The sequence below is a fragment of the Kitasatospora sp. NPDC003701 genome (assembly GCF_053587085.1).
The window spans coordinates 1-22228 of record NZ_JBSFNM010000098.1; the positions used below are offsets into that span (position 1 = coordinate 1).

Consider the following 22228-nt stretch of genomic DNA (forward strand, 5'->3'; position numbering starts at 1 on the left):
GACGAGGGCTCCTCGCCGCCGCGCACATAGGCCGGCAGGCCGATGATGCGGTCCTTGGGCTTGTCCGGGAAGCGGAGAAAGATCGAGTGCCTCGGAGCCCGGCTCCGAGGCCGCCGGCGTGTCAGCGGAGGTCGAGCTCGTGCTGGACGCGTCGCCTGATCCGGCGGGCCGCCTCGGGGAGGTGCTGCGCCAACTCGGCATCCAGGCGCCGCCGCTCGGCGCGGAGGAGCCGAGCGACGGGGAGGAGCCGAGCGGCGCGGGCACGCGAGCAGTGGCGGAACCACCAGGGGTGGAGGATTCGGATCACCGGTCACCCCCGGGGGCGGCCCCGGGGCCGCATTCGGCCCAGACGATCTTGCCGATGCCCTCGCGCGGGCAGCAACCCCAGCGCAGCGAGAGGGACTTGACGAGGATCAGCCCTCGCCCGGACTCGTCCTCACTGGAGCCCGCACGAAGCACCGGCCCCCGGTCCGCGCGGGCGTCGTGCACCTCGATCCGGAGACGCTCGTGGTCGACGGAGAGCACCAACCGCACCCGGTTACCGGTGGGCGTGCCGTGCAGAACGGCGTTGGTGACCAGCTCCGAGACGAGCAACAGCCCGACATCGGCGAAACGTTGGCCACCGGGAGCGCCGGCGAGGAGCTGCTCGAGGAGCCCGCGCGCCTCGGCGGGCGAACGGCGACTGCGCGGGAGCCAGCGACTCGCCGAACCGACGGAGAGGGGAGGCTGGTCAACGGTTTCGGGCATGGCGTAGCCACCTTCCGAGTGTGGGGCATCAGGCCACGGAAACGGCAGGCACGAGGCAGCGGGACACCTGGTGGCGAGCCGTCGTGGTCACTCACGTGAACTGCGAGGCGAGGAGAACGCGAAACGCAATGAGGGCGTGAACCATCAGCGGAGACAGCACTGCCACCAGCCACGCATGTCACTGTGTGTCATCACTCCGCTACGCCCAGCATGCTGCACAGCTCGATGGCACTGCAAGTCATGTCGAGCAAATATGAAAACTTTCACCCCCAGGGCCAAGGTGCCACCTCTAGGCTCCTGACGGCGGTGGCGAAGCACCACCGACGGCATGCACACTGGTCACGGACAGCTCAGGAGGGGTTACGTACATGGCAGTTGCAGTGCCAGCCGTGCGCTACCGACGCATCGCGGCCGAGCTCAGGAGACTTCGCGAGCTCAAGAACCTCTCGGCCGAAGAGGTGGTCGCCCAGGTCGAGGGCGTCAACCTGGTGAAGCTCAGCAGATACGAGAACGCCCGGGTCCAGCTGAAGCCCGAAGTCGTCCGCGCGCTCCTCGACTTCTACGAGTGCGACGCGGAGCTGAAGGAAGTCCTCGTCGAGATCCTTCGGGACAAGCGTAGGCCGGGGTGGATGGCTGGGTACGAGCAACTGAACCCGCTCTACACGGACTTGATCCGACTCGAAGAGACGGCTTCCGGCATGAAGTCCTATGAGTCCGCCTACATCCCCGGGCTACTCCAGACGCGCCAGTACGCGCACGCCATCATTGCCAGCGGTGTCATAAAGAAGCCGAGCGTCGAAGAGCGGGTTGACGTCAGAATCAATCGCCAGTCCGTCCTGACCCGAGCTGAGAATCCACTGAAGCTATGGGCGGTCATCCACGAGTCAGCGCTCTCCATGGGTGCGGCGGAGGGAGCCATGGTTGACCAGTTGGACAAGCTCCTTCAGTTCAGCGGACTCCCGAACGTCAATGTTCAGGTCATGCCTGCCATGGCCCCGCCGCACCCGGGGATGACCGGCCCCTTCTCCCTACTGGAGTTCCGGCAACGCGACCTTGACCTTGTCCTCCAGAGCGGCATGCTCGGCGGCAACTGGGTCGAGGACCCGGATCACGTGGACATCTATCGAGCTGCCTTCGACGAAATCATGGCCACTGCTCTCGACCTCGACCAGTCGCTCAGCCTCATCGCAGAGAAGAGAGAGAAGCTCAAGTGACCCACTTCCCCATCGCCTCAGCCCTTCCCGTGAAGTGGACGAAGGCACTGGCCAGTGACCCCAACGACAACTGCGTCGAGTGCGGCGCGCTGGAAGGCACCGTCATGGTCCGGGACAGCAAGGACGCCCACGGCCCCGCGCTCGCGTTCGGGGCCGACGCCTGGCGGGCCTTCGTCGCCGGAGTCCGCTCCGGCGACTTCTCCACCGAAGTCTGACCTACCCTCATGTCCGGTAGCCCCGCGCCGCATCGGCGCGGGGCTACCGGACGTTCGGCTCAGAACGCCGCGCCGACACCGGGCGGCGGGGTGATTCCGAACTCGGACTCCAGCACCTCGCAGAGCTCGTCCGCGCTCTCCACCTCCCGGACCGAGTCCGTACCCGCGGCATCGGTCCGGGTCAAGGTCCGCCCGTCGAGCCGCAGGTGACCGTTGGCCAGGGTGCGCTGGACGTAGAACCGCCGGAAGGGCGAGCGCGGGAAGGTCGCCACCGCCCAGTTGGCGATCTCGATGTCGGGGGTGGGGACCGGGTCCAGGGTGAACGCGCTCTGGTCTTCCCAGCTGTCGCCCTTCCTCGCCTGGAGCACCCACACCGGAGCGGGACCGTCCGCCCCCTCGACGACGAGGCGGTGGGTGCGCCCGGCACCCTCACGGACCAGGTCGGGGATCATCGGCAGGGGCTCCAGCAGGCCGCCGCGGGATCCGTAGCCGACGTCGGCGAGGTAGCGGCCGGAATCGCCGGGCACCCGGACGGCCAGCACCATGTGGGTCCGCGGCCGGATGTCCCCGGGCCGCGCGCCGGCGCGGACCCGGCCGGTGAGCCGGGTGACCTCGAAGCCCAACTGGTCCAGCACCGCGGCGAACAGGGTGCTGTGCTCGAAGCAGTAACCGCCGCGGGAGCTTTCGACGAGCTTGGTCTGCAGATCATCGACGTCCACCGACGGCACCGAGCCGGTGACCACGTCGAGGTTCTCGAACGGTATGCCGAGGACATGTGCGTGGTGCAGGGAACGAAGGGTCGCGGAGGTGGGCCCGGGCTCACCCTCCCATCCGATGCGTGCGAAGTACTTCTCCAGATCAACGGTCATACCATCACCGTACGAACCGGGCAGGAGTAGCGGCCTCCGCCTGTGGTCCCGATCCCGGTGGGCCGCACGTCCTAGGGCCTGTCCTCGAACTCCCGCCTGCGGCGCCGGGCCGGCGAGGAACGCGGACCTCCGAGAGGTGGCCCCTCGCTCCGGGGCCCGAGTCCGCCGTGGAGTCCGCCGGGGCCGGTGGCACCACCGCCCGGGCCGATCTGCCGAAGGGATAGTCTTGCCGCTCGATCAAGGGGGGTGGCCTGGCATGGTCTCGGACGGGGACTGGTACGCGCTGGTCGAGGAGGACCGGAACAACGGGAGCACCTCCGACTTCAGCCCCGACGTGCACCGGTGGCAACTGGCCAAGGAGCGGCAGGCCACCGACCGGGAGGCCGCGGACGCCCTGGCGGAGGAGCTGGCCAGGACCTACCTGCCGCAGTCGCGTTCCCACATCGGGGCGGGACACGGCCGACGGATCTACCGGCTGCCGGACGGCACCCTGCTGGTCCGGATCACCGACCGGTCCACCCGCGTCCACTTCCGGGTGACGGTGGCCGCGTTGGTGGCGGAGGTGCCGGAGGCGGCGAAGGTTCCGGAGCCGGCGCCCCAACCGAAGCGCAGGCTCTTCGGCCGCTGATGTTCCCGTAAGGCCCCGCCCCCGCGCGCCACCCGGACCCGGGTGACGCCCGGACCCGGGTGACGCGCGGAAATCACCCGCTACACCCCCAGGGCCAGCCTGCCCAGCCGTCCGGCCCGCCGGACCAGGACGGTCAGGGCGAGGTACGCCACCAGGCTCGCCAGACTCGGGACGGCCCCGGTGAGACGCAGTTCGTCACGCGTCAGCGAGAGCGCGTGCAGCAGCAGTACCGGCACCGGCAGGAGCCGCCAGACGGCCTGCAGCAGCAGGTGAACGGGCGTCGCGACGTCCGCGCCGGCGGCGTCGCGGAAGGAGAGCGCGGCCACCACCGCGAGTACCGCGCTCACCCCGGTGACGGCGGCCGCCGCGGTGGCCCAGGGCCCGCCGAGCGCGCAGGCCGCCCAGGCGGCGAGCGCCAACAGGACCGCCACCTGGGCGTAGGCGGCGGACGCGCGCCGGAAGTGCGAGCCCTTCTCGTCCGCCGCGCCGGAGCGCGCCGCACCGGCCCCGCCGGGCCGCGGCGCCCGGGCGGCGGCGCCCGGCGGGACGGTCCCCGGGGCCACCGTCGCCTCCACCACCGTGACCGGCGGCGCCGCCGGCTGCTCCGGCCGGGCCGGGTGGACGGCCGCCCGGGGGATCGGCTCCTGGATCCGGCGCACCGCCGCCCGGGACCTCCGGAAGGCGGCGGCGGCCTCGGTGGACCGGCCCGCCACGGTGAGCGCCGAGCCGAGCAGGGCCAGCGCCCACACCTCGGCGGGCACGTCGTCCTCCGCCACGGCCAGGGTCACCGCCTCCTGCAACGGGTCGACCGCCTCCAGCGGCCGTCCGGCGCCGTGCAGGGACCTGCCCAGACCGCTCAGCGCGGCCGACAGCACGGCCGGTCGCCCGGCCTCCCGGGCCCGGGCGACCGCCTCGACGGCCCGGTCCACGGCCTCGTCGTGGCGTTCCAGCCTTGCGAGGGAGGAGGCCAGCGCGGTCAGCGCCCGGGCCCGGCCGGCCGGGTCGCCGGCGTGGGCGCGGAAGTCGGCGACCGCGCGGTGGACGGCAGCGGCCTGCTCGTGCTGTCCGAGGTCCGCCAGCGTGTCACCCGTCTCCTCCAGCACGAGGTGGGCGGCGAGTTCGTCGCCCAGGTCGAGCAGTCCCTCGGCCGCCTCGGCCAGGAACTTCAGGCCTTGGTCGCCGCTCACCCGGCCGGCCAGTGCGAGGGCGACGAGGTGGCGGCGCCGGTCCCCGGCCTCGCGGAAGGCGTGGAACGCGAGCGCGAACAGCGCACCGGCGGGCAGGGCCCGGCCCATCAGGTCGAGGCCGACCAGGCCGAGCTGCACGTTGGCCACGCCGGTGCCGAGCTGGTCGCCGGCGGCCTCGGCCACCCGGACGGCCCGGCTCAGGTCCTTCGCGGCGGCCTTCGCCCGCCCCTTCTCCGCGAGCGCGATCCCCGCGTGCAGGCTCCCCCGGTACTCGACCTCCGGGTCGCCGCTCATCCGGGCGGCGATCGCGGCCGCGCGACGACCCTCCCGCGCCGCCTCCTCCGGCCGACCGACCGCCCGCCAGGCCTCGGCCAGCGCGGCCAGCGCCGACGCCGCGACCTCCCAGTGCCGGAGCCGCCGCGCTCCCTCCGCCGCCCGGCGCAGCAGCGCGAGGGCCTCCTCGGGGCGCCCGTCCAGGCAGCGCAGCCGGCCGAGCCGCACCAGGGCCGCCAACTCCGCGCCGGGGTCGCCGCGTTCGCCGGCCAAGGCCTCGACGAGGGCGGCGGCGTCGGCGAGCTCGTCGCGGTGCAGGCCGTGCTCCAGGTACGGGTCGAGCGCCTCCGCGAGGCCGGCCGCGGCGTCCGGCCCACCGGTGGACGCGGCCCGGCGCAGCAGCCCCGCCGAGGTCGGGTGCTCCGCGTCGAGCCAGGCGAGCGCGGCGGCGCGGTCGGCGAAGGCCCGCGGATCGGCCCCGGGGCTGCGCCGCAGGGGGCTCAGCCGGAGGCAGGCGGCCCGGACCCGCTCGGTGTGGGCGCGGACCAGCCGGTCCAGGGCCTCCCGTGCCTCGTCGGCCGCGCCGTTCGGCGTCGCCCTGCGGGCCGGAACCGTCAGCGGCAGGTCGTCGTCGGCGCGCAGCGTGGACCGCCACCGGTCGGGGGCGCCGCTCGGGGCGACCAGCCCGACCGCCAGCAGCTCGGCGAGGTCGGCCGCGACCGTGTCGGCGGAGGGCCCGGCGAGGTCCCGGACGGTGTCGGTGGAGAAGTCCGGCCCCGGGAGGAGGCGGGTCAGCCGCAGCAGCCGGGTCGGTCCGGTGCCCAGCGCGCCCAGGGCGAGCAGGTGGACGGCCGCCAGGGTCCGCACGGGTCCGTCGAGCCGTTCCAGGCCCGTCCGGAGCCGGTCGAGTTCCCGGCAGGTGTCGGCCGCCGTCGATCCGGTCCGGGCCATGGTGGCCGCCGTCACGAGCAGGGCCGGCGGCAGTGCGCCACAGGCCTTCGCGAGGCGCCGCAGGTCGAGTCCGTGCGCGGCGTCGGCCGGCAGCCGGGCGCCGCGGGCGGTCAGCTCGGCCCGCAGCAGGTCGGTGGCGGCCGCGGTGGGCAGCGGCGCCAGCCCGTGGAGGGTGCCCGGGACGTCCCGGGGGGTGTGGCGCGCCGTCACCAGTACTCCGGCCGTTCCGGGAGGGGGCAGGAGCGGTGTCAGGTCGTCGTCGGTGGCCGGGTCGTCCAGGAGCAGCAGCACCCGGCACCCCTGGGCGGCGTAGGCCGCCAGGGTGCGGTGCAGCAGTGCGGCCCGGTCGGCCGGTTCGGGCGGGATGTGCTCGGGCGGCAGTCCGGCGGCGCGCAGCGCGAGGCCGAGGGCACGCTCGGGGCGTTGGCGGCGGACGTGGTCGGATCCGTGGAGCTCGACCGTGAGCAGCCCGCCCGGGAAGTGCCCGTCCGCCCGGAGGGCGTGGCCGGTCCGACGCGCCAGCGTGCTCTTGCCGACGCCCGGCGGGCCGGTGACGACCACGCACGGTTCCCCCTCGCCGGTGAGCGCGGCGCGCAGTTCGGCGAGGTCCGCGTCCCGGCCGACGAGACCGACGGGGTCGGCGGGCGGGGGCCCGGCGATCACCCCCGGGAGGCGGACCGCGTACGGCCTGTCGCCCGTCGACCCGTGGCAGAGCACGCCGTCGCGTTCCCGGCCGGCCCACGACCAGTCCACCGTTTCCATCCAGCCCCTCGAAGAGTCCGTGCCGCCGACGGGGCGAACCGATCGGGACGGCCCACGGCCCGCCCGACTCGCTCCCCCGACCGCTGCCGCCCCTGCCCCTGCCCCCGCCCCGCCCCGGACGGGTCGCGTCCCCGGATCCGGCTGTGCGGAACTTATGACGCTACCTCACATCTCCTTCGCTGTAAGGGCTTTGGACTTCCATCGGAAAGCATCACGGACCTTCGCCCGTCACGGAGGAGGCCACCGGCCCCGGGCGCCCCGGGGGTGTTCCGCGCCGACACACGACCCGAGGGGCCGGGCAGAGGGGTCGAGCGGGGCGGCCACGGGAACACCGGGGGCACGCACGCGTGCCGGCGGGCCGGCGCCCGCCGGTTCGTCCGGTGTTCATGCGGCGCTCGCCCGGCGGCGGGCGTCAGTTGGGCCGGTGCCGGGATGGTGGTGGCGGCCTGTCAGGACGACCCCGGGACGGACATCGTGACCGAAGCGCGCGCACCGCGGTGGCGTCGAAGCCTCGCGTTCCTCCTTGTCGCCGTCGCCGGCCCGGTGGGGGCGCTGAGCGCCACGCCCGCCCGGGCGGCCGCGGCCGACGACATCCGGATCAACGAGGTGGTGACCACCGGGGACGTCGACGACTCCGTCGAGCTCTACAACAAGGGCACCGCCGCGGTGGACGTCTCGGGGTGGATCCTCAAGGACGACGACAACGGCTCGAAGTACGCGATCGCCGCCGGGACGACGCTGGCGCCCGGCGCCTACCGGGCCTTCGACGTCCACGGCAAGTTCGGCCTGGGCTCCTCCGACAAGGCGCGGCTGTACCTGCCGAACGGGAGCACGCTGGTCGACAGCTTCAGCTGGAGCGAGCACTCGTCCCCGTCGTGGTCCCGCTGCCCCGACGGCACCGGCGCGTTCGGCAAGGCCGCGCTCACCCTCGGTGCGGCGAACGCCTGCGGCACCACCGGCGGCAGCACGCCCGTGGCCTGGCCCGGCAGCGGCTCGGTGGCGACCGCCGACGCGTCCGGCGTCTTCGGCTCGGACCTCAGCGGCCTCTACCAGGAGGGCGGCGTGCTGTGGGGCGCGCAGAACTCCGGCAGGCTGTGGCGGCTGCTGCCGAACGGGTCCGGCGGGTGGAAGCCGGACACCGCGAACGGCTGGACCTCCGGCAAGACGCTGCGCTTCCCGGGGGGCTCGGGCTCTCCCGACAGCGAGGGCGTCACGCTCACCGGCGCCGGCGCGGCGGGCGGCGTGTTCGTCGCGAGCGAGCGCAACGGCGACTCCTCCGGGACCAGCAGGCTCTCCGTGCTGCGCTACGACGTGGCCGGCACGGGCACCGCGCTGACCGCCGCCAAGGAGTGGAACCTGACCTCCGCCCTGCCGCCGGTGGGCTCCAACCTCGGGCTGGAGGGGATCACCTGGATCCCCGACGGCTATCTGACCGGCGCCGGGTTCAAGGACGCGTCGACCGGCGCGGTCTACGACCCGGCCGGGTACGGCGCGCACACGGGCGGGGTGTTCTTCGTCGGCGTCGAGGGCGGCACGATCCACGGCTTCGTGCTCCAGGACGGCGGGGCGTTCACCCGGGTGGCCACCGTCGGCAGCGGCATGGCCGGCGTCATGGAGCTGCAGTGGGAGCCGCAGGCCTCGCGCCTGTGGGTGGTGTGCGACGACACCTGCGGCGGCCAGCACCGGACGATGCAGGTCGGCGCGAACGGAGCCTTCGCCACCACCGCGGTCTTCAACCGCCCGAGCGGCATGGCCGATCTGAACAACGAGGGCTTCGCGCTGGCCGGCGCCGCGGAGTGCACCGCCGGTTCGAAGCCCGTCTACTGGGCCGACGACGGCAACACCGGCGGCCACGCGCTGCGCAGGGGCACCGTCAGCTGCTGAACGGCCGCCGCCCTCGGTGGTCCCGGCCGCTCCGGCCCGGACCGCGGAGGGCGGCCCGTCAGAGCGACGCGCCGTGGTCCGCCAGCGCCGAACGGCGCTCGAAGACCTCGGGGCGGGCGGTCTCCAGGGCGGTCGCGACGGCGCCGAGCAGCACCGCCTCCTCCCCCAGCCCGCTCGGGGCGAGCTTCGGGCGCAGCGGGGTGAGCCGGTGCAGTTCGCGCTCCAGCGGCTCCAGCAGGAGGTCCGCGCTGCCGCCGACGCCACCGCCGAGCACCACCAGATCGGGATCGAGGACGGCCGCGAGGACGGCGACCGCGTAGGCGAGCTGCTCCGCCTCGTGCTCGACCGCCCGGGCGGCGAGCGGGTCGCCGGTCCGGGCCGCGTCGAAGACCTGCTTGGCCGTCAGCGGGCCGCGCATGCCGAGACCGAGTGCGGTGCGGACCACCGCGTCGGCCCCGGCGGCCTGCTCGATCGTCCCGGTCGGCCCGCCGTCGGCCCCGGGGGCCAGCGGCACCAGGCCGACCTCGCCCGCCGCGCCGTGCGCGCCGGAGAGCAGTTCGCCGTCCTTGAGGACGCCGACGCCGAGGCCGGTGCCGATCAGCAGGTAGGCGAACATCCGGCTGCCCCGGCCGGCGCCGAGGGTGAACTCGCCGAGGGCGGCGAGGTTGGCGTCGTTGCCGACGGTGATGGCGGTCTCCAGCCCCTCCGCGATCCGGTCGAACAGTCCGCGTCTGCCCCAGCCGGGCAGGCTGGTCGCGTACCGCACGCCGCGCCGCTGCTCGTCCCAGACGCCCGGGGTGCCGATCACGGCGTGGACGATGTCGGTGGCCGCCAGCCCCGCCTCGGCGGCGGTCTCCCGGGCGGCCGCCACCACGGCGTCGGCCACCGCGTTCGCCGAGCGGCCCTTGTTGGGCACGTCCCGGCGGGCGACGATCCGCCCGGCGAGGTCGGCCACCGCGACCCGCAGCCAGGCCCGGCCGATGTCCACGCCGAGCACGTGGCCGGCCGTCGGGTCCGGCTCGTACAGCACGGCCGTCCGGCCGCGCTCGGGCACGAACCGGCCGGCCTCGCGGGCCAGTCCGGCCTGCTCCAGGGCGGCCAGGGCCGCGGAGACGGTGGGCTTGGACAGCCCGGTGTCGCGGGCGAGCTGGGCGCGCGAGGACGGTCCGCCGGTGCGCAGCAGTTCGAGCAGCAGCCACTCGTTGTTGCTCCGCAGCCGCTGCCGGTTCCACGGCTGCGCCGGCGTCCCGCCCGGCGGAACGGTGGTCGGCAGGTGGCGGCTCATCGGTTCCTCCGGTCTGGGCGGTGCGGCGCCGTCGTCGGCGCCCTGGCCCGTGCTGAGGCCTCGCCCAGTATGACCGGTCGTCAATCCGCCCATCGGCCGGAACCCCCGCGGGGCATGTGCCGCGATCCACCCGCTGACCTGGCATGTCCTCGACCGGAGGGTCCGTGGCGGCGCCTCCCGCATGCGGGCCGCCGCCCCGCCCGGCGGGGGTCAGCCGACCCAGCCGCCGGTGAGCTGCTGCACCGCGGAGCCGTCCAGGTCGGCGAGCTTGGCGCCGACGAACGCGCGGGCCCGCTCGGAGGTCTGCACCCGGAACGGCGGGTGCTCGGCGGTCAGCGCCGCCACCACCGACTCGGCGGCCTGCTCGGGGGTCTGCGCCTGCGTGAAGGCCGCCCGGGTGCGCTCGACGTAGGCGCCCAACGCGGGGGCGTACGGGCCGGCGGCGGCCAGCAGGGCGGGGATGTCCAGGCCCTGGCTGGCGACGAACTCGCTGGCCACGGCGCCCGGTTCGACCACGGTGACCTTGACGCCCACGGTCGCGGCGACCGGCGCCAGCGACTCCATGAAGCCCTCGACGGCGAACTTGGCCGCGCAGTAGGCCTCGTTGAAGGGCTGCCCGACCACGCCGCCGACACTGGTGACGGCGACCACCCGGCCGCCGACGGCCCGCAGGTGCGGCAGCGCGGCCCGGGTGACGTCGACGACGCCGAAGAAGTTGACCTCCATGGTGGCCCGGACCGGCTCCAGGCCGTCCTGCTCCAGGGTGCCGACGTAGCCGGCGCCGGCGTTGTTGACGACGGCGTCGAGGCGCCCGTGCCGGGCGACGGCCTCGGCCACGCAGGCCTCGACCGAACCGGGGTCGGTGACGTCCAGCCGGGCGACCTCGATCCGGTCGGCGACGCCCGCGGCCTCGGCGGCGGCGAGCAGCGCGCCGGAGCGGGCGGTGTCGCGCATCGTGGCGACGACGTGGTGTCCGGCGCGGGCGACGGCCACGGCGGCGGCGAGGCCGATGCCGGAGGACGTGCCGGTGATCAGGGCGATACGGGTGGTGGTCATGCGGGCGCTCCCGGCGGACTCGACGTTGTGTGCGTGCACACACACCATAAATCCGTGTGCACGCACACGCAAACAGGTAGAGTGACCGGCATGGCGCGCACCGAACTCACCCTGGGCGAGCTCACCGCCCGCGACCACGCCTTCTACGGCCTCGTCTGGGCCGGCACCACCCTGAGCACCAAGGTCGACCAGGCCCTCGGCAAGGCCCACGACCTGCCGCTCTCCTGGTTCGAGGTGATGCTCTGGCTGCAGGGGCAGGACGAACCGGTGGCCGCCTCCGACCTGGGCGCCAAGACCCTGCTCAGCCGGAGCCAGGTGTCCCGGGTGGCCGACTCGCTGCAGGCCCGCGGCCTGGTCGAGCGCGCCCCCTCCCCGGTCGACGCCCGCTCGGTGCGGATCGCCCTCACCCCCGAGGGCCGGCGGGTCTTCGCCGCCGCCGACGCCACCCGGCGCGCCGTGCTGGCCGAGGCCTTCGACGACCGGCTGGACGACGCGGACATCGCGGCCCTGGAGACCGTCTGGGCCAAGCTGAAGCGGCCGGCCACGCCCGCCCCCGGGGCCTGAGCGGTCCGGCGACCGACACGACCGGCAGCACCCGGACCCCGGCGGGCCGATTACAACACCACCACCGGTCGGTCAAGCTTTGGCCGGTCCTTGGGCGTGCCGCAGTCCGGGGCGTGATCATGTGAGTATGCGGTTCCGGCACGGCGAAGCAGGAGAGGGCGCCACCCCCGCGGGCCCGGACGCGCGGTCCCGCGCGACGGCGGCGGCGGCCCCGGCCGCGGGCACCGGCGCGGTCACGGAGGGCGACGGCCCGGATCTGCTGCGTGAGGTGCTCGCGGTGGCGCCCGTCGGCGTGGCCCTGCTGGACGAGCGGCTGCGCTGGAAGTACCTGAACGCCGCGTTCACCACCGTGACCGGCCTGCGCCGGGCCGACCTGCTGGGCCGGCCGGTCGACGGCACGGCGTTCGCCGACGCGGCCGACACGCTGCGGCGGGTGCTGGCCGACGGCCGGACCCGCGAGCGGGCCACCGGCGGCCCCGACGGCGCGGGTGCGCCCGTACCGCCCGGCCTGCGGGTGCGCTACCGCCCGCTGGAGCGCGCCGGGCGGATCACCGGGGTGGTGGTGGTCGTGCTCGACGACCCCGACCCGGAGCGCGAGCTGCGGCGCGAACTGGAGCGGGCCCGCGCCCGGCTGGCGCTGCTCGACGCCGCCGCCGACCGGATCGGCAGCACGCTCGACGTCGACACCACCTGCGCCGAGCTGGCCGCGTTCGCCGTCCCCCGGCTCGCGGAGCTGGTGACCGTCGACATCCTGCCGCCCGAGGCCACCGCCCGCACCACCGGCACCCCGCGCGTCCGCCTCCACCGCGCCGCCGTCGACTGCGTCCCGGGCCTGCGCGAGGCCGTGGCCGCGCTGGCCCGGCCCGGCGAGTCGGTCCGCCACCGGGACGGCTCGGCCGCCGCCCGCGCCCTGACCGGCGGCATCGCGGTGCTCGTCGACCGCCTCCCGCAGGACGAGGCGGCCGGCACCGCGCCGGATCCGGCGACCTCGGCCGCGTACCGGGCCGCCGGGGTGGTCTCGCTGCTGGTCGTGCCGCTGACCGCCCGGGGCCACCTGGTCGGACTGCTCACCCTGGCCCGGACGGCCGCCTCGCCCGGCTTCACCCCGGACGAGGCCGCGCTGATCGGCGACCTGGCCGGCCGCGCCGCCGCCGGCATCGACAACGCCCGCCGCTACACCCGCTCGCAGGGCATCGCCCTCGAACTCCAGCGGGCCCTGCTGAGCGAACCGGGCAGCCCGCACCAGAACCTCGAACTCGCCTCCCGCTACCTGCCGTCCGGCACCAGCTCGGTGGTCGGCGGCGACTGGTACGAGACGGTGCGGCTGCCGTTCGGGCGGACCCTGCTGGTGATGGGCGACGTGATGGGCCACGGCGTCGAGGCGGCGGTCGACATGAGCACCTACCGCTCGACGCTGCGCGACGTCGCGGGCATGGACCTGCCGCCGCACCGGATCCTGCGTCAGCTCGACACCGTCATCGCGGCCAACGAGTCGGCCCGCCCGGCGACCTGCCTGCTCGCGCTGGCCGACCCGGGCCGGGGCCGCTGGACGCTCTCCAGCGCGGGCCACCTGCCGCCCGCGCTGATCGCCCCCGACCGGCCGAACGAACTGCTGCGGATCCCGACCGGCCCGCCGCTCGGCACCGGGTTCGGCGGCTACGAGCAGGCCACCCGCGAGCTGCTGCCCGGCCAGACCCTGCTGCTGTACACCGACGGCCTGGTGGAGCGGCGGGGCGAGGACATCGACGCCTCGCTCGACCGGCTGGCAGGGCTGCGGCTGCCGGCCGCCGGCGAGCTGGACGACCTGCTCGACGCCGTGCTGCACGCGCTCGGGCCGTCCGCCGCCGGCCCGGCCGAGGACGACATCGCCGTCCTGGCCGCCAGGCCCCGGGCCCGGCCGTAACCACCGCGGCAGCGTCCCCGCGCGTGCTCAGAGCTTGGCGAGCGCCTGGTCGAGGTCGGCCCAGAGGTCCTCGGGGTGCTCGATGCCCACCGCGATGCGGACGGTGCCGGGGCCGATGCCGGCCGCGGCCAGCTCCCCGTCGTCGAGCTGGCGGTGCGAGGTGCTGGCCGGATGCAGGACGAGGGTGTGCACGCCGCCCAGCGAGGGGGCGAGCGAGGCCAGCCGCACCGACTCGGTGAAGGTCCGGGCCGCCTCCCGCCCGCCGGCCAGGTCGAAGGCCAGCACACCGCCGTGGCCCTGCGACAGTAGCCGGCCGGCGAGTTCGTGGTCCGGGTGGGCGGGCAGGCCCGGGTAGTGGACGGCGGTGACGGCCGGGTGGGCGGCCAGCCGGCCCGCCAGCTCCAGCGCGCTCTCGCAGTGCCGGCGCACCCGCAGGGCCAGGGTCTGCAGGCCGCGCAGCGTCAGCCAGGCACTGTGCGGGTCGGCCGAGGCGCCCAGTTCGACGGCGTACTTCCACACCGTGCGGTGGAGTTCGGCGTCGGCGAAGACGGCGAGGCCGGCCAGCACGTCGGAGTGGCCGCCGAGGTACTTGGTGGCCGAGTGGACCACGATGTCGGCGCCGTGCTCGATCGGCCGGCAGAGCAGCGGGGTGGCGAAGGTGTTGTCCACCACGCTGAGCACCCCGGCCTCCCTGGCGACCGCGATCAGCCCGGGCAGGTCGGTGACCCGGGTGGTCGGGTTGGAGATCGTCTCCAGGTGCAGCAGCCGGGTGTTGGGGCGCAGCGCGGCCCGCACCTCGGCCGGGTCGTCGCCCGCGACGTGGGTCACCTCCACGCCCCAGCGCCGGGCCAGGTCGGCGAGCACCGCGAAGGTGCCGCCGTACAGGCTCCGCTGGGCGATCACGTGATCGCCGGAGCTCAGCAGCGCGAGCAGCACGGTGTTGATCGCCCCCATGCCGGAGGCGGTGGCGATCGCGCCCGCGCCGCCCTCCAGCCCGGCGACCGCCGTCTCCAGCGAGCGGACCGTCGGGTTGCCGTAGCGGTTGTAGACGAACGCCTGGTCCGGCCCGCCGAACGCGCGCGTCAGGGCGTCGTTGTCCTCGAAGGCGAACAGGTGGCTCTGGTGCAGCGGCACCCCCAGCGGGCGACTGCCGGTCACCTCCTGGACGGGCGGGTGGACGATCCGGCTCTCGGGGCGCAGCGCGCTGTCGAAGTCGTTCATGCCGTCCATCCTCGGCCGGTGCGGCCGGCCCTGCCCAGGGCCAATCACGATCAAGTGGCCCCCGGGCCCGCACGGGGCGGCCGTCATGCGGGGCCAGGCGGAGAACGAGGCGGCCGTCACGCGGTGCGGGCGGAGAGCGAGACGGCCGTCATGCGGTGCGGGCGGAGAGCGAGACGGTCAGAGCCCGCCGGCCGGCAGCAGGACCACCCGCGCCGGGTCGAACGGCTCCCAGTGGGCCGGGCGCCCGCTCCGGGCCACCCGCAGCCGGCACCAGCGCAGCCCGCCCGCGTCCTGCCACCATCCGCTGATCCGCCCGAGCGCCCACCGGCCGTCGCCGAAGTGCACCTCGACGGGCTGGTAGACCCACTCCACCTCGGCATCCACCGGGCCCTCGCCCGGCCCGGTCCCGACTCCCGCGGACCCGACCCGCCCACCGCACTCGCCTTCGAGCACGGGCATGCCCCGACCCTCCACCACGGTTGCGCCCTCCCGTTCCGGTGCGGCCGACGGCTCCCGGACGGAACGGCCGTGCGACCGGGCGTACAGCCCACCCCAAAGACTCTACAGCCGTGTAGAGATTCCTGGCCGGAACACCCGGGCGGTCAGGCCGACTGCAGCGACCTCGCCAGGTCCTCGGCCTCGCGCAGCTGCTCGACGCCCAGCCGCCGCAGGCCCCGGAGCAGCAGGGCGCCGTCCGCCACCGCGTCGTCCGGCCGGGACGCCTCCGGCGGCAGCGGCATGCCGAGGAGCGCCGCGAGGTCGCCCGCCGGCAGGCCCAGCACGGTCGCGAAGTCGGCGACCAGCTCCGGGGTCAGCGCCTCCGCACCGGAGGCGATCCGACCGTAGGCGTCGGACATCCAGTAGCGGCCGGTGAGTTGGCGGAAGACCTTCGCCGTTCCGGTCCATCCGAGGTTGCGCGACGTGACCATCCGCATCAGCAGGTTCCCGGCGGACGACGGGTCGGCGGCCGGTGCCGAGGCGGGCAGCCCCTCGATCCGTCCCACCTGCCGCGCGGGCGGCAAGGAGGCGACGAAGGCGCGCAGTTCGGCCCGCCGGTCGGCCGGCAGCGCCGTGCCGAACCGCACCACGCTCGCGATCGAGGTGGTGACCATCCCGCCGACCGGCGCCAGGTCCTCCGGCAGCGGGAGCGCCGCGATCTCGAACAGGTCGGCGGTGTCCAGGCCGAGCACGGGCGCGAGACGGCGCAGCAGCGCCGGATCCGGCGCGCCGCCGGCCAGCACCGCGGTCAGTTCGGCCTCGGCGACGCCCGCCCGGCGGGCCTGCTCGGCGGGCTCCACGCCCCGGTGGTCCAGCAGTCGGGCCAACAGCACGGCGAAGCCGGGAAGTTCAGTCATGGCGCCAGCATAGGGCGGCCCGGCCGGTCCGCTGGACCACCGCCGACCTGGGGCGATGCCGTGGGCCATCGCACCAGGGGCAGCCCACCCCGGGGCTGGCTCAACCGGCTGAGCAACGCGCTGCTTCACCCGCTACCGCTCAGCGACAGTCCAGCACGGGAGTTCGAGCGGGCCCTGTTCACCGAGCAGGCTGCCCTGAACTCCGTAACGGCACGGCTCGGCCGGCGCGGTGAGGTCGAGGTCATCGTCCGTAGCACGGAACGGAACAGCGTGAAGAGCGCGTTCGCACAGCCCTCCAGGTAGCCAAGGAGCTGCGGGTGTGAACAGCTTTGCCCGGCGCCCGCGTCGGCGCCGGGCTCGACGGCCGAACCGGGAACCCTTGACAGACCCCAGTGGCATCCTGTTTGGAGACATCAATGACCAAGGGGGAAACTTGCGTTCGGTGCATGCTGCCTTGCAACGAAGGGTCGTCGCCAGGGGCACCGCAACGGCGGACGCCCTGAATGACGTCCTCTCGCGTGCCCACGTGACAGAGGGCGAGATTCCCAAGCTGGACATGACACTCAGGCGGCTGTGGGACTACGAGTACAGCTTCTCCGCAGTCCTGGTGTTCGCACCCCTCGTGCTGGTGGTTGGCTATGACACGCTTCCTTTCCTTTATCACGAAGTCGGACGACTGGCTCATCTAGCCGGACTTCCCCGATCTTCAAATCCCGCTCCTCCCATAGCGGCCCTCCGCTACCTCCCCACATTCATCCCGCTCATCTACCCGGCAGCCGCCAGTCTCATCGCATGGTGGATCCTGCCTTGCCCAAATGCCTTCGAGACCTACCGCACACGTGCCCGCTATCGCTTGGTGGACGCGTTGGTCCGCGCCGCCGTGCTCTGCGGATCAACCGGCAGCGACACGGTCAGACCGGTACAGGAGCCTGTGAAGCTGCTGAAGCGGATGGTGTGGAAGCACATAGACATCCCGCGGTACCGCCGAAAAGACATCCAGGCCCACGTGAAGCGCGTCGTGGCTACACTCCGCGCGGCGGAAGGTCGTTTGGACGCCGACCCGGCAGCCGCGCGACGCGAACTACTCGTGTTGCTCTTGACCATTGCTGAGAACTACTCGCGCGAGGCGTACAAGGAGCTCCTTCCCGCCGAACAGCTCGTACAAGACGACCCTCATCAGTCGCGCGATCGGCTCTGGATTCTCCCGTGCTGGGTTGCCGGACTTGCGATGGCATGGGGGACAACACAGCTCAGCCTGCCTGCACCTCTGGACTCCCTTGGGCCCCTGGGTGCTATGACGGTGCCGTTCATGGTCAGGTTCGGGATCGAGCGCGGAGGCGTCATCTCTGGCATCTTCCGCGGGCAGTAGACGTACGCGGTGATCGAGGAGCGGCCGGCGACCACGTCGGCGCGGTCCGGCCGGCCTCCGTTCACCCGTTCGGCCGCCGATTTCCGGCCGACACACTGACGGAGAGTGACCTTCACGGTGCGCAGCGCCCGTTCCGGGCCTAGCGTCGGCGGAGGGCCGCAGCCGTGCGGCACCGGGCCGATCGAGCGGCTCCGCCCCGGCCGCCGCCCCGGCCGCCCCCGTTCCGCATCCCGTTCCGCATCTCGTGCGAAGGAGCACCATGCCCACGATCACCACCGGCGACGGCACCCGGATCTTCTACAAGGACTGGGGCAGCGGCCGCCCCGTCGTCTTCAGCCACGGCTGGCCGCTGAACGCCGACGCGTGGGACGAGCAGCTGCGGCTGGTCGCCGAACACGGCTACCGCGCGATCGCCCACGACCGGCGCGGTCACGGCCGCTCCGACCAGCCCTGGCACGGCAACGACATGGACACCTACGCCGACGACCTCGCCCAGCTGATCGAGCAGCTCGACCTGCGCGACGCCGTCCTGGTCGGTCACTCGACCGGCGGCGGCGAGGTGGCCCGCTACCTCGGCCGGCACGGGACGGCGCGGGTGGCCAAGGCCGTCCTGCTCGGCGCCGTCCCGCCGGTGATGCTGCAGGGCCCCGGCAATCCGGAGGGCTCGCCCCTGGCGGGCTTCGACGACATCCGGGCCGGGGTCGACGGCAACCGCTCGCAGTTCTACTGGGAGCTCAGCGAGGCCTTCTACGGGTTCAACCGCCCCGGCGCCGACCTCAAGGGCGCCGAGGGCATCCGCCGGGCGTTCTGGCTCTGGAGCATGCAGGTCGGCGCGCGCGGCGCGTACGAATGCGTCCGGCAGTTCTCCGAGACCGACTTCACCGAGGACCTGCGGCGCATCGACGTCCCCACGCTGATCGCGCACGGCGACGACGACCAGATCGTCCCGATCGCGGCCGCCGCGCTGAAGACCGCGAAGATCGTCCCGGACAACGTCCTCAAGGTCTACCCGGGCGCCCCGCACGGTCTGCACGGGGCCTACCGGGCCGCCTTCGAGGCCGACCTCCTGGACTTCCTCAAGGCCTGAGCAGCTGCCCCGAGGCCCGAACGGCCCCCGGGGCAGCTCGCGCGCAGCCCGTCACCCCGGTCCCGCGGGTGACGGGCTGCGCGGCGCTCCGCCTCAGGACTCCCGGCTGCTCTCCCGGTGTGCGCGCCCCTCGGCGCCTCGGCGGCGGCGCCAGAGCGCGAACGGGACGGCCGCGGCGAGCGCGGCGGCCTCCGGCGCCGGCAGCTCCTCCAGCGCCCCGGGCCCGCCCAGCGGCTGCGGCCCGCCGGTCTGCTGCTGGTCCGTCTGCTGCTGGCCCGTCGCGTTCTGGTTGTTCAGCGCCTTCTGGTCGAAGGTGCCGGGGACGGGGAGCGTGTCCCAGTGCCCCAGCGGCCAGGCGACGACGAACGCGCGGCCGATCACGTTGTCCACCGGGACGAAGCCGCCACCGGGCTCATCGGTGTGGTACCGCGAGTCACGGGAGTCGTTGCGGTGGTCGCCCATCACCCAGATGCGGTCCTTGGGCACCTTGACCGTGCCGGCCGGCGCGTCGCCGCAGGGCGTCGCCCCCGGGTAGAGGTAGGGCTCGTCCAGCGGGACGCCGTTGACCTTCACCGGGCTGCCGGCGTTGCACTCCACGGTGTCGCCCCCGACCGCGATCACCCGCTTGATCAGGTCCTTCTCGTCCTCCGAGGGCATCAGGCCGACCACGCTCAGGGCCTTCCTGATGCCCTGCACCACGGAGTTGCCGGACGGCGCGGCCGGCTCGTCCAGCCAGCCGCCGGGATCGCGGAAGACCACCACCTCACCGCGCTCGGGGGTGGCGCCGAACCACGGGGTGAGCTTGTCGACCAGCACCCGGTCACCCTTCTCCAGGGTGTGCTGCATCGACCCCGAGGGGATCGAGAAGGCCTGGACGAAGAAGACCTTGATGCCCAGTGAGAGCAGCAGGGCCACGACCACCAGGATCGGCAGCTCCTGCCAGAACGGGCGTTTCCTGCGCTCCGCCCGGCGGGTCCGGCCCTTCGAACCGGGGGGCGGGTCGTCATCACCGGCACCACCGGCAGCACCGTTGACGCTCTCGACGCCGGACCCGGCACCGTCGACCGCGCCCGTTCCGACCGGACCGCCGCCCACCACGCTCCCCGCGGTCTCCTCGACACTCATCCCTGGGCCCCCTCCGAACGGCCTGGCGGGGCCCGGTTCGGAATCCCCGCTGTCAGCTAACGAACGGAGGTTCCCGGCCGCGCCCGGACGTGGATGCGTTCGCCCTGCGCCCCGAACAGGCTGAGGAACTCGACCGCGTTGGGGCCGGCGTTGCCGAAGGCGTGCGGGGTCCGGGTGTCGAACTCCGCGGCCTCCCCGGCGGTGAGGACGAGGTCGCGCGTGCCGAGCAGCAGGCGCAGCCGCCCGGCCAGCACGTAGACCCACTCGTGGCCCTCGTGCACCCGTGGCTCCAGGTCGGGGCCGGCGCCATGGCCCGGGGGCATGATCTGCTTGTAGGCGTGCAGCCCGCCAAGGTGGCGGGTGAGCGGGACGAAGGTCTGACCGGCGCGCGTGAACGGGCGGGCGTGGACCCGGGGATCGCCGGTGGCCGGGGCGCCGACCAGTTCGTCCAGCGGCACCCGGTACTCCCGGGCGAGCGGCAGCAGCAGTTCCAGGGTGGGCTTGCGCTGACCGGACTCCAGGCGGGACAGCGTGCTGAGGGAGATCCCGGTCGCCGCGCTCAGCCTGGCCAGGGTGGTGCCGCGCTCGCGCCGCAGGGCCCGCAACCGGGGGCCCACCGTGGTCAGGACGGCGGCGAGGTCGTCGTCGGCGTCGCCGGTACCGGCCTGGGCGGTGGAGCGGGGGGTGGCGTGGGCACTGTCATGGGGGTGGTCGGCCATGGCTCCTATCTGCCGCTCCGGCAAGGGGATTTGTCAAACGGGCATCGGCCGACCGGGTCCGGGGGTGACCGAGGCCTCGACCGCCCCGAGCTCCCTCCGAGCCCGCGCCGAGCCCGCGCCGAGCCCGCGCCGAGCGACCTCGGTGAGTGGCCGCCCGTCAGTGGCCGCCGCCGAGCATGATCCGTGCGATCAGTTCGCGGCGGCTGGCCACCCCTGCCTTGGCGAACACCGACTTGAGGTGGTCCTGCACGGTGTACGGCTTCATCGCCAGCAGCCGCGAGACGTCCCGGGTGTCACAGCCGCGCACCAGCAGCAGGGCCACCTCCTGCTCGCGCGCGGTCAGCCCGTACGCGGAGAGGTAGAGCGGCATCGCGTCGGCCGGGGTGGCCGGGGCCGCCACGACCGTCACCTCGCCGGCCGCCGAGCCCTGCAACGGCGAGGCGTGCAGCACGTACCAGCGGCCGTCGCGGGCCTGGATGCGGATCTTCGACTGGGGCACCGGCAGCCCGCACGCCGTCCGGCGGGCGTGCTCGGCGGCCATCGCGAAGGCGGTCGGCAGCCCCAGCGAGGTGCGGGAGGGGTCCGCGAGCCGGGCGAGCAGGTCCTCGGCCGGGCCGGAGACGGCGAGCAGCCGGTTCGACGCGCCCAGCACCACGACGGCCGGTCCCGCGTCGACCCCGGCCCCGCCGACCGCCTCGCCGCCCGGCGGCAGGTGGCTGGCCCGCAGGGCGTTGCCCAGGTGCCGGGCGGCGGTGTCGGCGAGCTGGCGCTGGCGGCCGAGGAAGGGGCCGCGATCGGGGGCCCGCATGAATGCGGCGCAGCCCCACATCCCGCCGTGCGCGTCGAACGCCGCGCGCATCTCGTCACCGAACCCGGCCGGGACGATCTGCTCGCGGTAGCGGACGGCGCGCTCCGGCCGCCCCTGCGTCACCCGGCTGAGCGTCTCCGCCCGGACCCCGCTGCGGCGGATCTTGGGAAAGGTGGCGGGGTCGTCGGTCCAGACCTCCAGCCGGACGGCCTCCTCGAAGGAGTCCAGGCTGAGGTCGTCGCTCAGCACGGAGTTGACCAGCCCGGTCGCCGGATCGGCGGTGTGCCAGCAGACGGCGTCGTACGCCAGGACTTCACGCAGCAGTTCGTCGGCCCGCCGGAACACCGCCTCGGCCGTCAGCCCCGCACCGGCCAACTCCCTCAAGCCCTCGATCGCCTGTTGTGCCGCGGCCGCGCGTACCCCACGTGATCCCATGGCCCGGAAACTAGCACGCACACCAAGCACCGCACACGGGCCGATCGGCGGGGGTCGGATCCACCTCCGGGAGGGGGTCGGGGACCGACTTCGGTACCGGCCCGGGAGTCCGGCCGGCCGGGAGCGTGCCCCCGGCCGGCGAGGACGCCGCCGCCCCGCCCGCCCGTCGTCCCGGACCCGGCGGCGCGCCCCGGACGACGGGGACGGACGACGGGAACGGACGACGAGGACGGACGACCGGGCCGGGTGAGGACGGGCGGGCGGCCGGGAGTGCCTCAGAGCCAGTTGCGTCGCTTGAAGACCAGGTAGAGCCCGGTGCAGACGAGGGCCATCAGACCGATCGCGAACGGGTACCCGAAGGCCCACTTGAGCTCGGGCATGGCTTCGAAGTTCATCCCGTAGACGGTGCCGATCAGGGTCGGCGCGAAGAGGATGGCGGCCCAGGAGGAGATCTTCTTGATCTCGTCGTTCTGCACGTGCCCCGCCTCGGCGAGCTGCTTCATCTCCTCGTTCTGCCGCTGCGCGACCAGCGTCGCGTTCACCGTGAGGATGTTCTGCAGCATCTGCCGGA

The 22228-nt window shown here is 74.2% G+C and carries 20 protein-coding genes; 8 read left to right on the forward strand and 12 right to left on the reverse strand.

The window, feature by feature from the left end; genetic code table 11:
- Positions 1-303: 303 nt before the first annotated feature.
- Positions 304-747, reverse strand: coding sequence for an ATP-binding protein (locus ACWDRR_RS42040; protein ID WP_449777604.1), 444 nt, complete (start codon positions 745-747; stop codon positions 304-306).
- Positions 748-1115: 368 nt separating this feature from the next.
- On the opposite strand from ACWDRR_RS42040, the gene ACWDRR_RS42045 reads away from it, so the two are divergent.
- On the forward strand, positions 1116-1961 hold the full coding sequence (locus ACWDRR_RS42045; protein WP_449777605.1) for a helix-turn-helix domain-containing protein: 846 nt from the start codon (positions 1116-1118) through the stop codon (positions 1959-1961).
- On the forward strand, positions 1958-2176 hold the full coding sequence (locus ACWDRR_RS42050) for a DUF397 domain-containing protein (protein ID WP_449777606.1): 219 nt from the start codon (positions 1958-1960) through the stop codon (positions 2174-2176). Before ACWDRR_RS42045 ends, ACWDRR_RS42050 begins: the two co-directional genes overlap by 4 nt.
- A gap of 59 nt (positions 2177-2235) precedes the next feature.
- On the opposite strand, the gene ACWDRR_RS42055 is transcribed toward ACWDRR_RS42050, so the two are convergent.
- Complete coding sequence (locus tag ACWDRR_RS42055; RefSeq protein WP_449777607.1) at positions 2236-3045, reverse strand: arylamine N-acetyltransferase family protein; 810 nt, start codon at positions 3043-3045, stop codon at positions 2236-2238.
- Positions 3046-3301: 256 nt separating this feature from the next.
- Between ACWDRR_RS42055 and ACWDRR_RS42060 the strand changes: the two genes are divergently transcribed.
- A complete protein-coding gene (locus ACWDRR_RS42060; protein WP_449777608.1) occupies positions 3302-3673 on the forward strand; it encodes a hypothetical protein in 372 nt (123 codons plus the stop codon).
- An 80-nt stretch (positions 3674-3753) separates the two neighbouring features.
- Here ACWDRR_RS42060 and ACWDRR_RS42065 read toward each other — a convergent pair whose 3' ends face one another.
- On the reverse strand, positions 3754-6846 hold the full coding sequence (locus ACWDRR_RS42065; protein WP_449777609.1) for an AAA family ATPase: 3093 nt from the start codon (positions 6844-6846) through the stop codon (positions 3754-3756).
- Positions 6847-7278: 432 nt separating this feature from the next.
- On the opposite strand from ACWDRR_RS42065, the gene ACWDRR_RS42070 reads away from it, so the two are divergent.
- Complete coding sequence (locus tag ACWDRR_RS42070; RefSeq protein ID WP_449777610.1) at positions 7279-8730, forward strand: lamin tail domain-containing protein; 1452 nt, start codon at positions 7279-7281, stop codon at positions 8728-8730.
- Positions 8731-8788: 58 nt separating this feature from the next.
- Here the strand turns inward: ACWDRR_RS42070 and ACWDRR_RS42075 are convergent, their stop codons facing one another.
- Together ACWDRR_RS42075 and ACWDRR_RS42080 are read right to left on the reverse strand one after the other, a co-directional pair.
- The gene (locus tag ACWDRR_RS42075) at positions 8789-10015 is read right to left on the reverse strand and encodes an ROK family transcriptional regulator (protein WP_449777611.1); all 1227 of its coding nucleotides are present in this window, start codon (positions 10013-10015) and stop codon (positions 8789-8791) included.
- A 210-nt stretch (positions 10016-10225) separates the two neighbouring features.
- Positions 10226-11071, reverse strand: coding sequence for an SDR family oxidoreductase (locus tag ACWDRR_RS42080; protein ID WP_449777612.1), 846 nt, complete (start codon positions 11069-11071; stop codon positions 10226-10228).
- Positions 11072-11161: 90 nt separating this feature from the next.
- On the opposite strand from ACWDRR_RS42080, the gene ACWDRR_RS42085 reads away from it, so the two are divergent.
- Both ACWDRR_RS42085 and ACWDRR_RS42090 read left to right on the forward strand, forming a co-directional pair.
- Positions 11162-11635, forward strand: a complete 474-nt coding sequence (locus ACWDRR_RS42085) for a MarR family winged helix-turn-helix transcriptional regulator (protein ID WP_449777613.1) — start codon at positions 11162-11164, stop codon at positions 11633-11635.
- A 127-nt stretch (positions 11636-11762) separates the two neighbouring features.
- Complete coding sequence (locus ACWDRR_RS42090; RefSeq protein WP_449777614.1) at positions 11763-13538, forward strand: SpoIIE family protein phosphatase; 1776 nt, start codon at positions 11763-11765, stop codon at positions 13536-13538.
- A 27-nt stretch (positions 13539-13565) separates the two neighbouring features.
- Here ACWDRR_RS42090 and ACWDRR_RS42095 read toward each other — a convergent pair whose 3' ends face one another.
- The 3 genes from ACWDRR_RS42095 to ACWDRR_RS42105 all read right to left on the reverse strand — a co-directional run bounded on the left by ACWDRR_RS42095 (position 13566) and on the right by ACWDRR_RS42105 (position 16114).
- A complete protein-coding gene (locus tag ACWDRR_RS42095; protein ID WP_449777615.1) occupies positions 13566-14759 on the reverse strand; it encodes a trans-sulfuration enzyme family protein in 1194 nt (397 codons plus the stop codon).
- A 177-nt stretch (positions 14760-14936) separates the two neighbouring features.
- Positions 14937-15218: a hypothetical protein gene (locus ACWDRR_RS42100; RefSeq protein ID WP_449777616.1), complete on the reverse strand. Its 282-nt coding sequence runs from the start codon at positions 15216-15218 to the stop codon at positions 14937-14939.
- A gap of 143 nt (positions 15219-15361) precedes the next feature.
- On the reverse strand, positions 15362-16114 hold the full coding sequence (locus ACWDRR_RS42105) for a hypothetical protein (RefSeq protein WP_449777617.1): 753 nt from the start codon (positions 16112-16114) through the stop codon (positions 15362-15364).
- Positions 16115-16433: 319 nt separating this feature from the next.
- On the opposite strand from ACWDRR_RS42105, the gene ACWDRR_RS42110 reads away from it, so the two are divergent.
- Positions 16434-17483, forward strand: a complete 1050-nt coding sequence (locus ACWDRR_RS42110) for a hypothetical protein (protein WP_449777618.1) — start codon at positions 16434-16436, stop codon at positions 17481-17483.
- Between the two features lie 259 nt (positions 17484-17742).
- Positions 17743-18570 (forward strand): alpha/beta fold hydrolase, encoded by an 828-nt coding sequence (locus ACWDRR_RS42115; RefSeq protein ID WP_449777619.1) that lies wholly within the window; start codon positions 17743-17745, stop codon positions 18568-18570.
- A 93-nt stretch (positions 18571-18663) separates the two neighbouring features.
- On the opposite strand, the gene lepB is transcribed toward ACWDRR_RS42115, so the two are convergent.
- The 4 genes from lepB to ACWDRR_RS42135 all read right to left on the reverse strand — a co-directional run.
- Positions 18664-19695, reverse strand: a complete 1032-nt coding sequence (lepB, locus tag ACWDRR_RS42120) for a signal peptidase I (protein WP_449777620.1) — start codon at positions 19693-19695, stop codon at positions 18664-18666.
- A gap of 56 nt (positions 19696-19751) precedes the next feature.
- Complete coding sequence (locus ACWDRR_RS42125; protein WP_449777621.1) at positions 19752-20414, reverse strand: helix-turn-helix domain-containing protein; 663 nt, start codon at positions 20412-20414, stop codon at positions 19752-19754.
- Positions 20415-20571: 157 nt separating this feature from the next.
- On the reverse strand, positions 20572-21657 hold the full coding sequence (locus ACWDRR_RS42130; protein WP_449777622.1) for a helix-turn-helix transcriptional regulator: 1086 nt from the start codon (positions 21655-21657) through the stop codon (positions 20572-20574).
- A 275-nt stretch (positions 21658-21932) separates the two neighbouring features.
- The coding region (locus ACWDRR_RS42135) for a CorA family divalent cation transporter (protein WP_449777623.1) at positions 21933-22228 on the reverse strand (296 nt) is incomplete at its 5' end.

Bases quoted from the DNA above. Each gene is read 5' to 3' on its own strand.
- ACWDRR_RS42055 (WP_449777607.1), bottom strand. From the start codon at position 3,045: ATGACCGTTGATCTGGAGAAGTACTTCGCACGCATCGGATGGGAGGGT.
- ACWDRR_RS42090 (WP_449777614.1), top strand. From the start codon at position 11,763: ATGCGGTTCCGGCACGGCGAAGCAGGAGAGGGCGCCACCCCCGCGGGC.
- ACWDRR_RS42130 (WP_449777622.1), bottom strand. From the start codon at position 21,657: ATGGGATCACGTGGGGTACGCGCGGCCGCGGCACAACAGGCGATCGAG.
- ACWDRR_RS42095 (WP_449777615.1), bottom strand. From the start codon at position 14,759: ATGAACGACTTCGACAGCGCGCTGCGCCCCGAGAGCCGGATCGTCCAC.
- ACWDRR_RS42065 (WP_449777609.1), bottom strand. From the start codon at position 6,846: ATGGAAACGGTGGACTGGTCGTGGGCCGGCCGGGAACGCGACGGCGTG.
- ACWDRR_RS42105 (WP_449777617.1), bottom strand. From the start codon at position 16,114: ATGACTGAACTTCCCGGCTTCGCCGTGCTGTTGGCCCGACTGCTGGAC.
- ACWDRR_RS42060 (WP_449777608.1), top strand. From the start codon at position 3,302: ATGGTCTCGGACGGGGACTGGTACGCGCTGGTCGAGGAGGACCGGAAC.
- ACWDRR_RS42070 (WP_449777610.1), top strand. From the start codon at position 7,279: ATGGTGGTGGCGGCCTGTCAGGACGACCCCGGGACGGACATCGTGACC.
- ACWDRR_RS42115 (WP_449777619.1), top strand. From the start codon at position 17,743: ATGCCCACGATCACCACCGGCGACGGCACCCGGATCTTCTACAAGGAC.
- ACWDRR_RS42040 (WP_449777604.1), bottom strand. From the start codon at position 747: ATGCCCGAAACCGTTGACCAGCCTCCCCTCTCCGTCGGTTCGGCGAGT.
- ACWDRR_RS42125 (WP_449777621.1), bottom strand. From the start codon at position 20,414: ATGGCCGACCACCCCCATGACAGTGCCCACGCCACCCCCCGCTCCACC.
- ACWDRR_RS42085 (WP_449777613.1), top strand. From the start codon at position 11,162: ATGGCGCGCACCGAACTCACCCTGGGCGAGCTCACCGCCCGCGACCAC.
- ACWDRR_RS42075 (WP_449777611.1), bottom strand. From the start codon at position 10,015: ATGAGCCGCCACCTGCCGACCACCGTTCCGCCGGGCGGGACGCCGGCG.
- ACWDRR_RS42045 (WP_449777605.1), top strand. From the start codon at position 1,116: ATGGCAGTTGCAGTGCCAGCCGTGCGCTACCGACGCATCGCGGCCGAG.
- ACWDRR_RS42100 (WP_449777616.1), bottom strand. From the start codon at position 15,218: ATGCCCGTGCTCGAAGGCGAGTGCGGTGGGCGGGTCGGGTCCGCGGGA.
- ACWDRR_RS42080 (WP_449777612.1), bottom strand. From the start codon at position 11,071: ATGACCACCACCCGTATCGCCCTGATCACCGGCACGTCCTCCGGCATC.
- lepB (WP_449777620.1), bottom strand. From the start codon at position 19,695: ATGAGTGTCGAGGAGACCGCGGGGAGCGTGGTGGGCGGCGGTCCGGTC.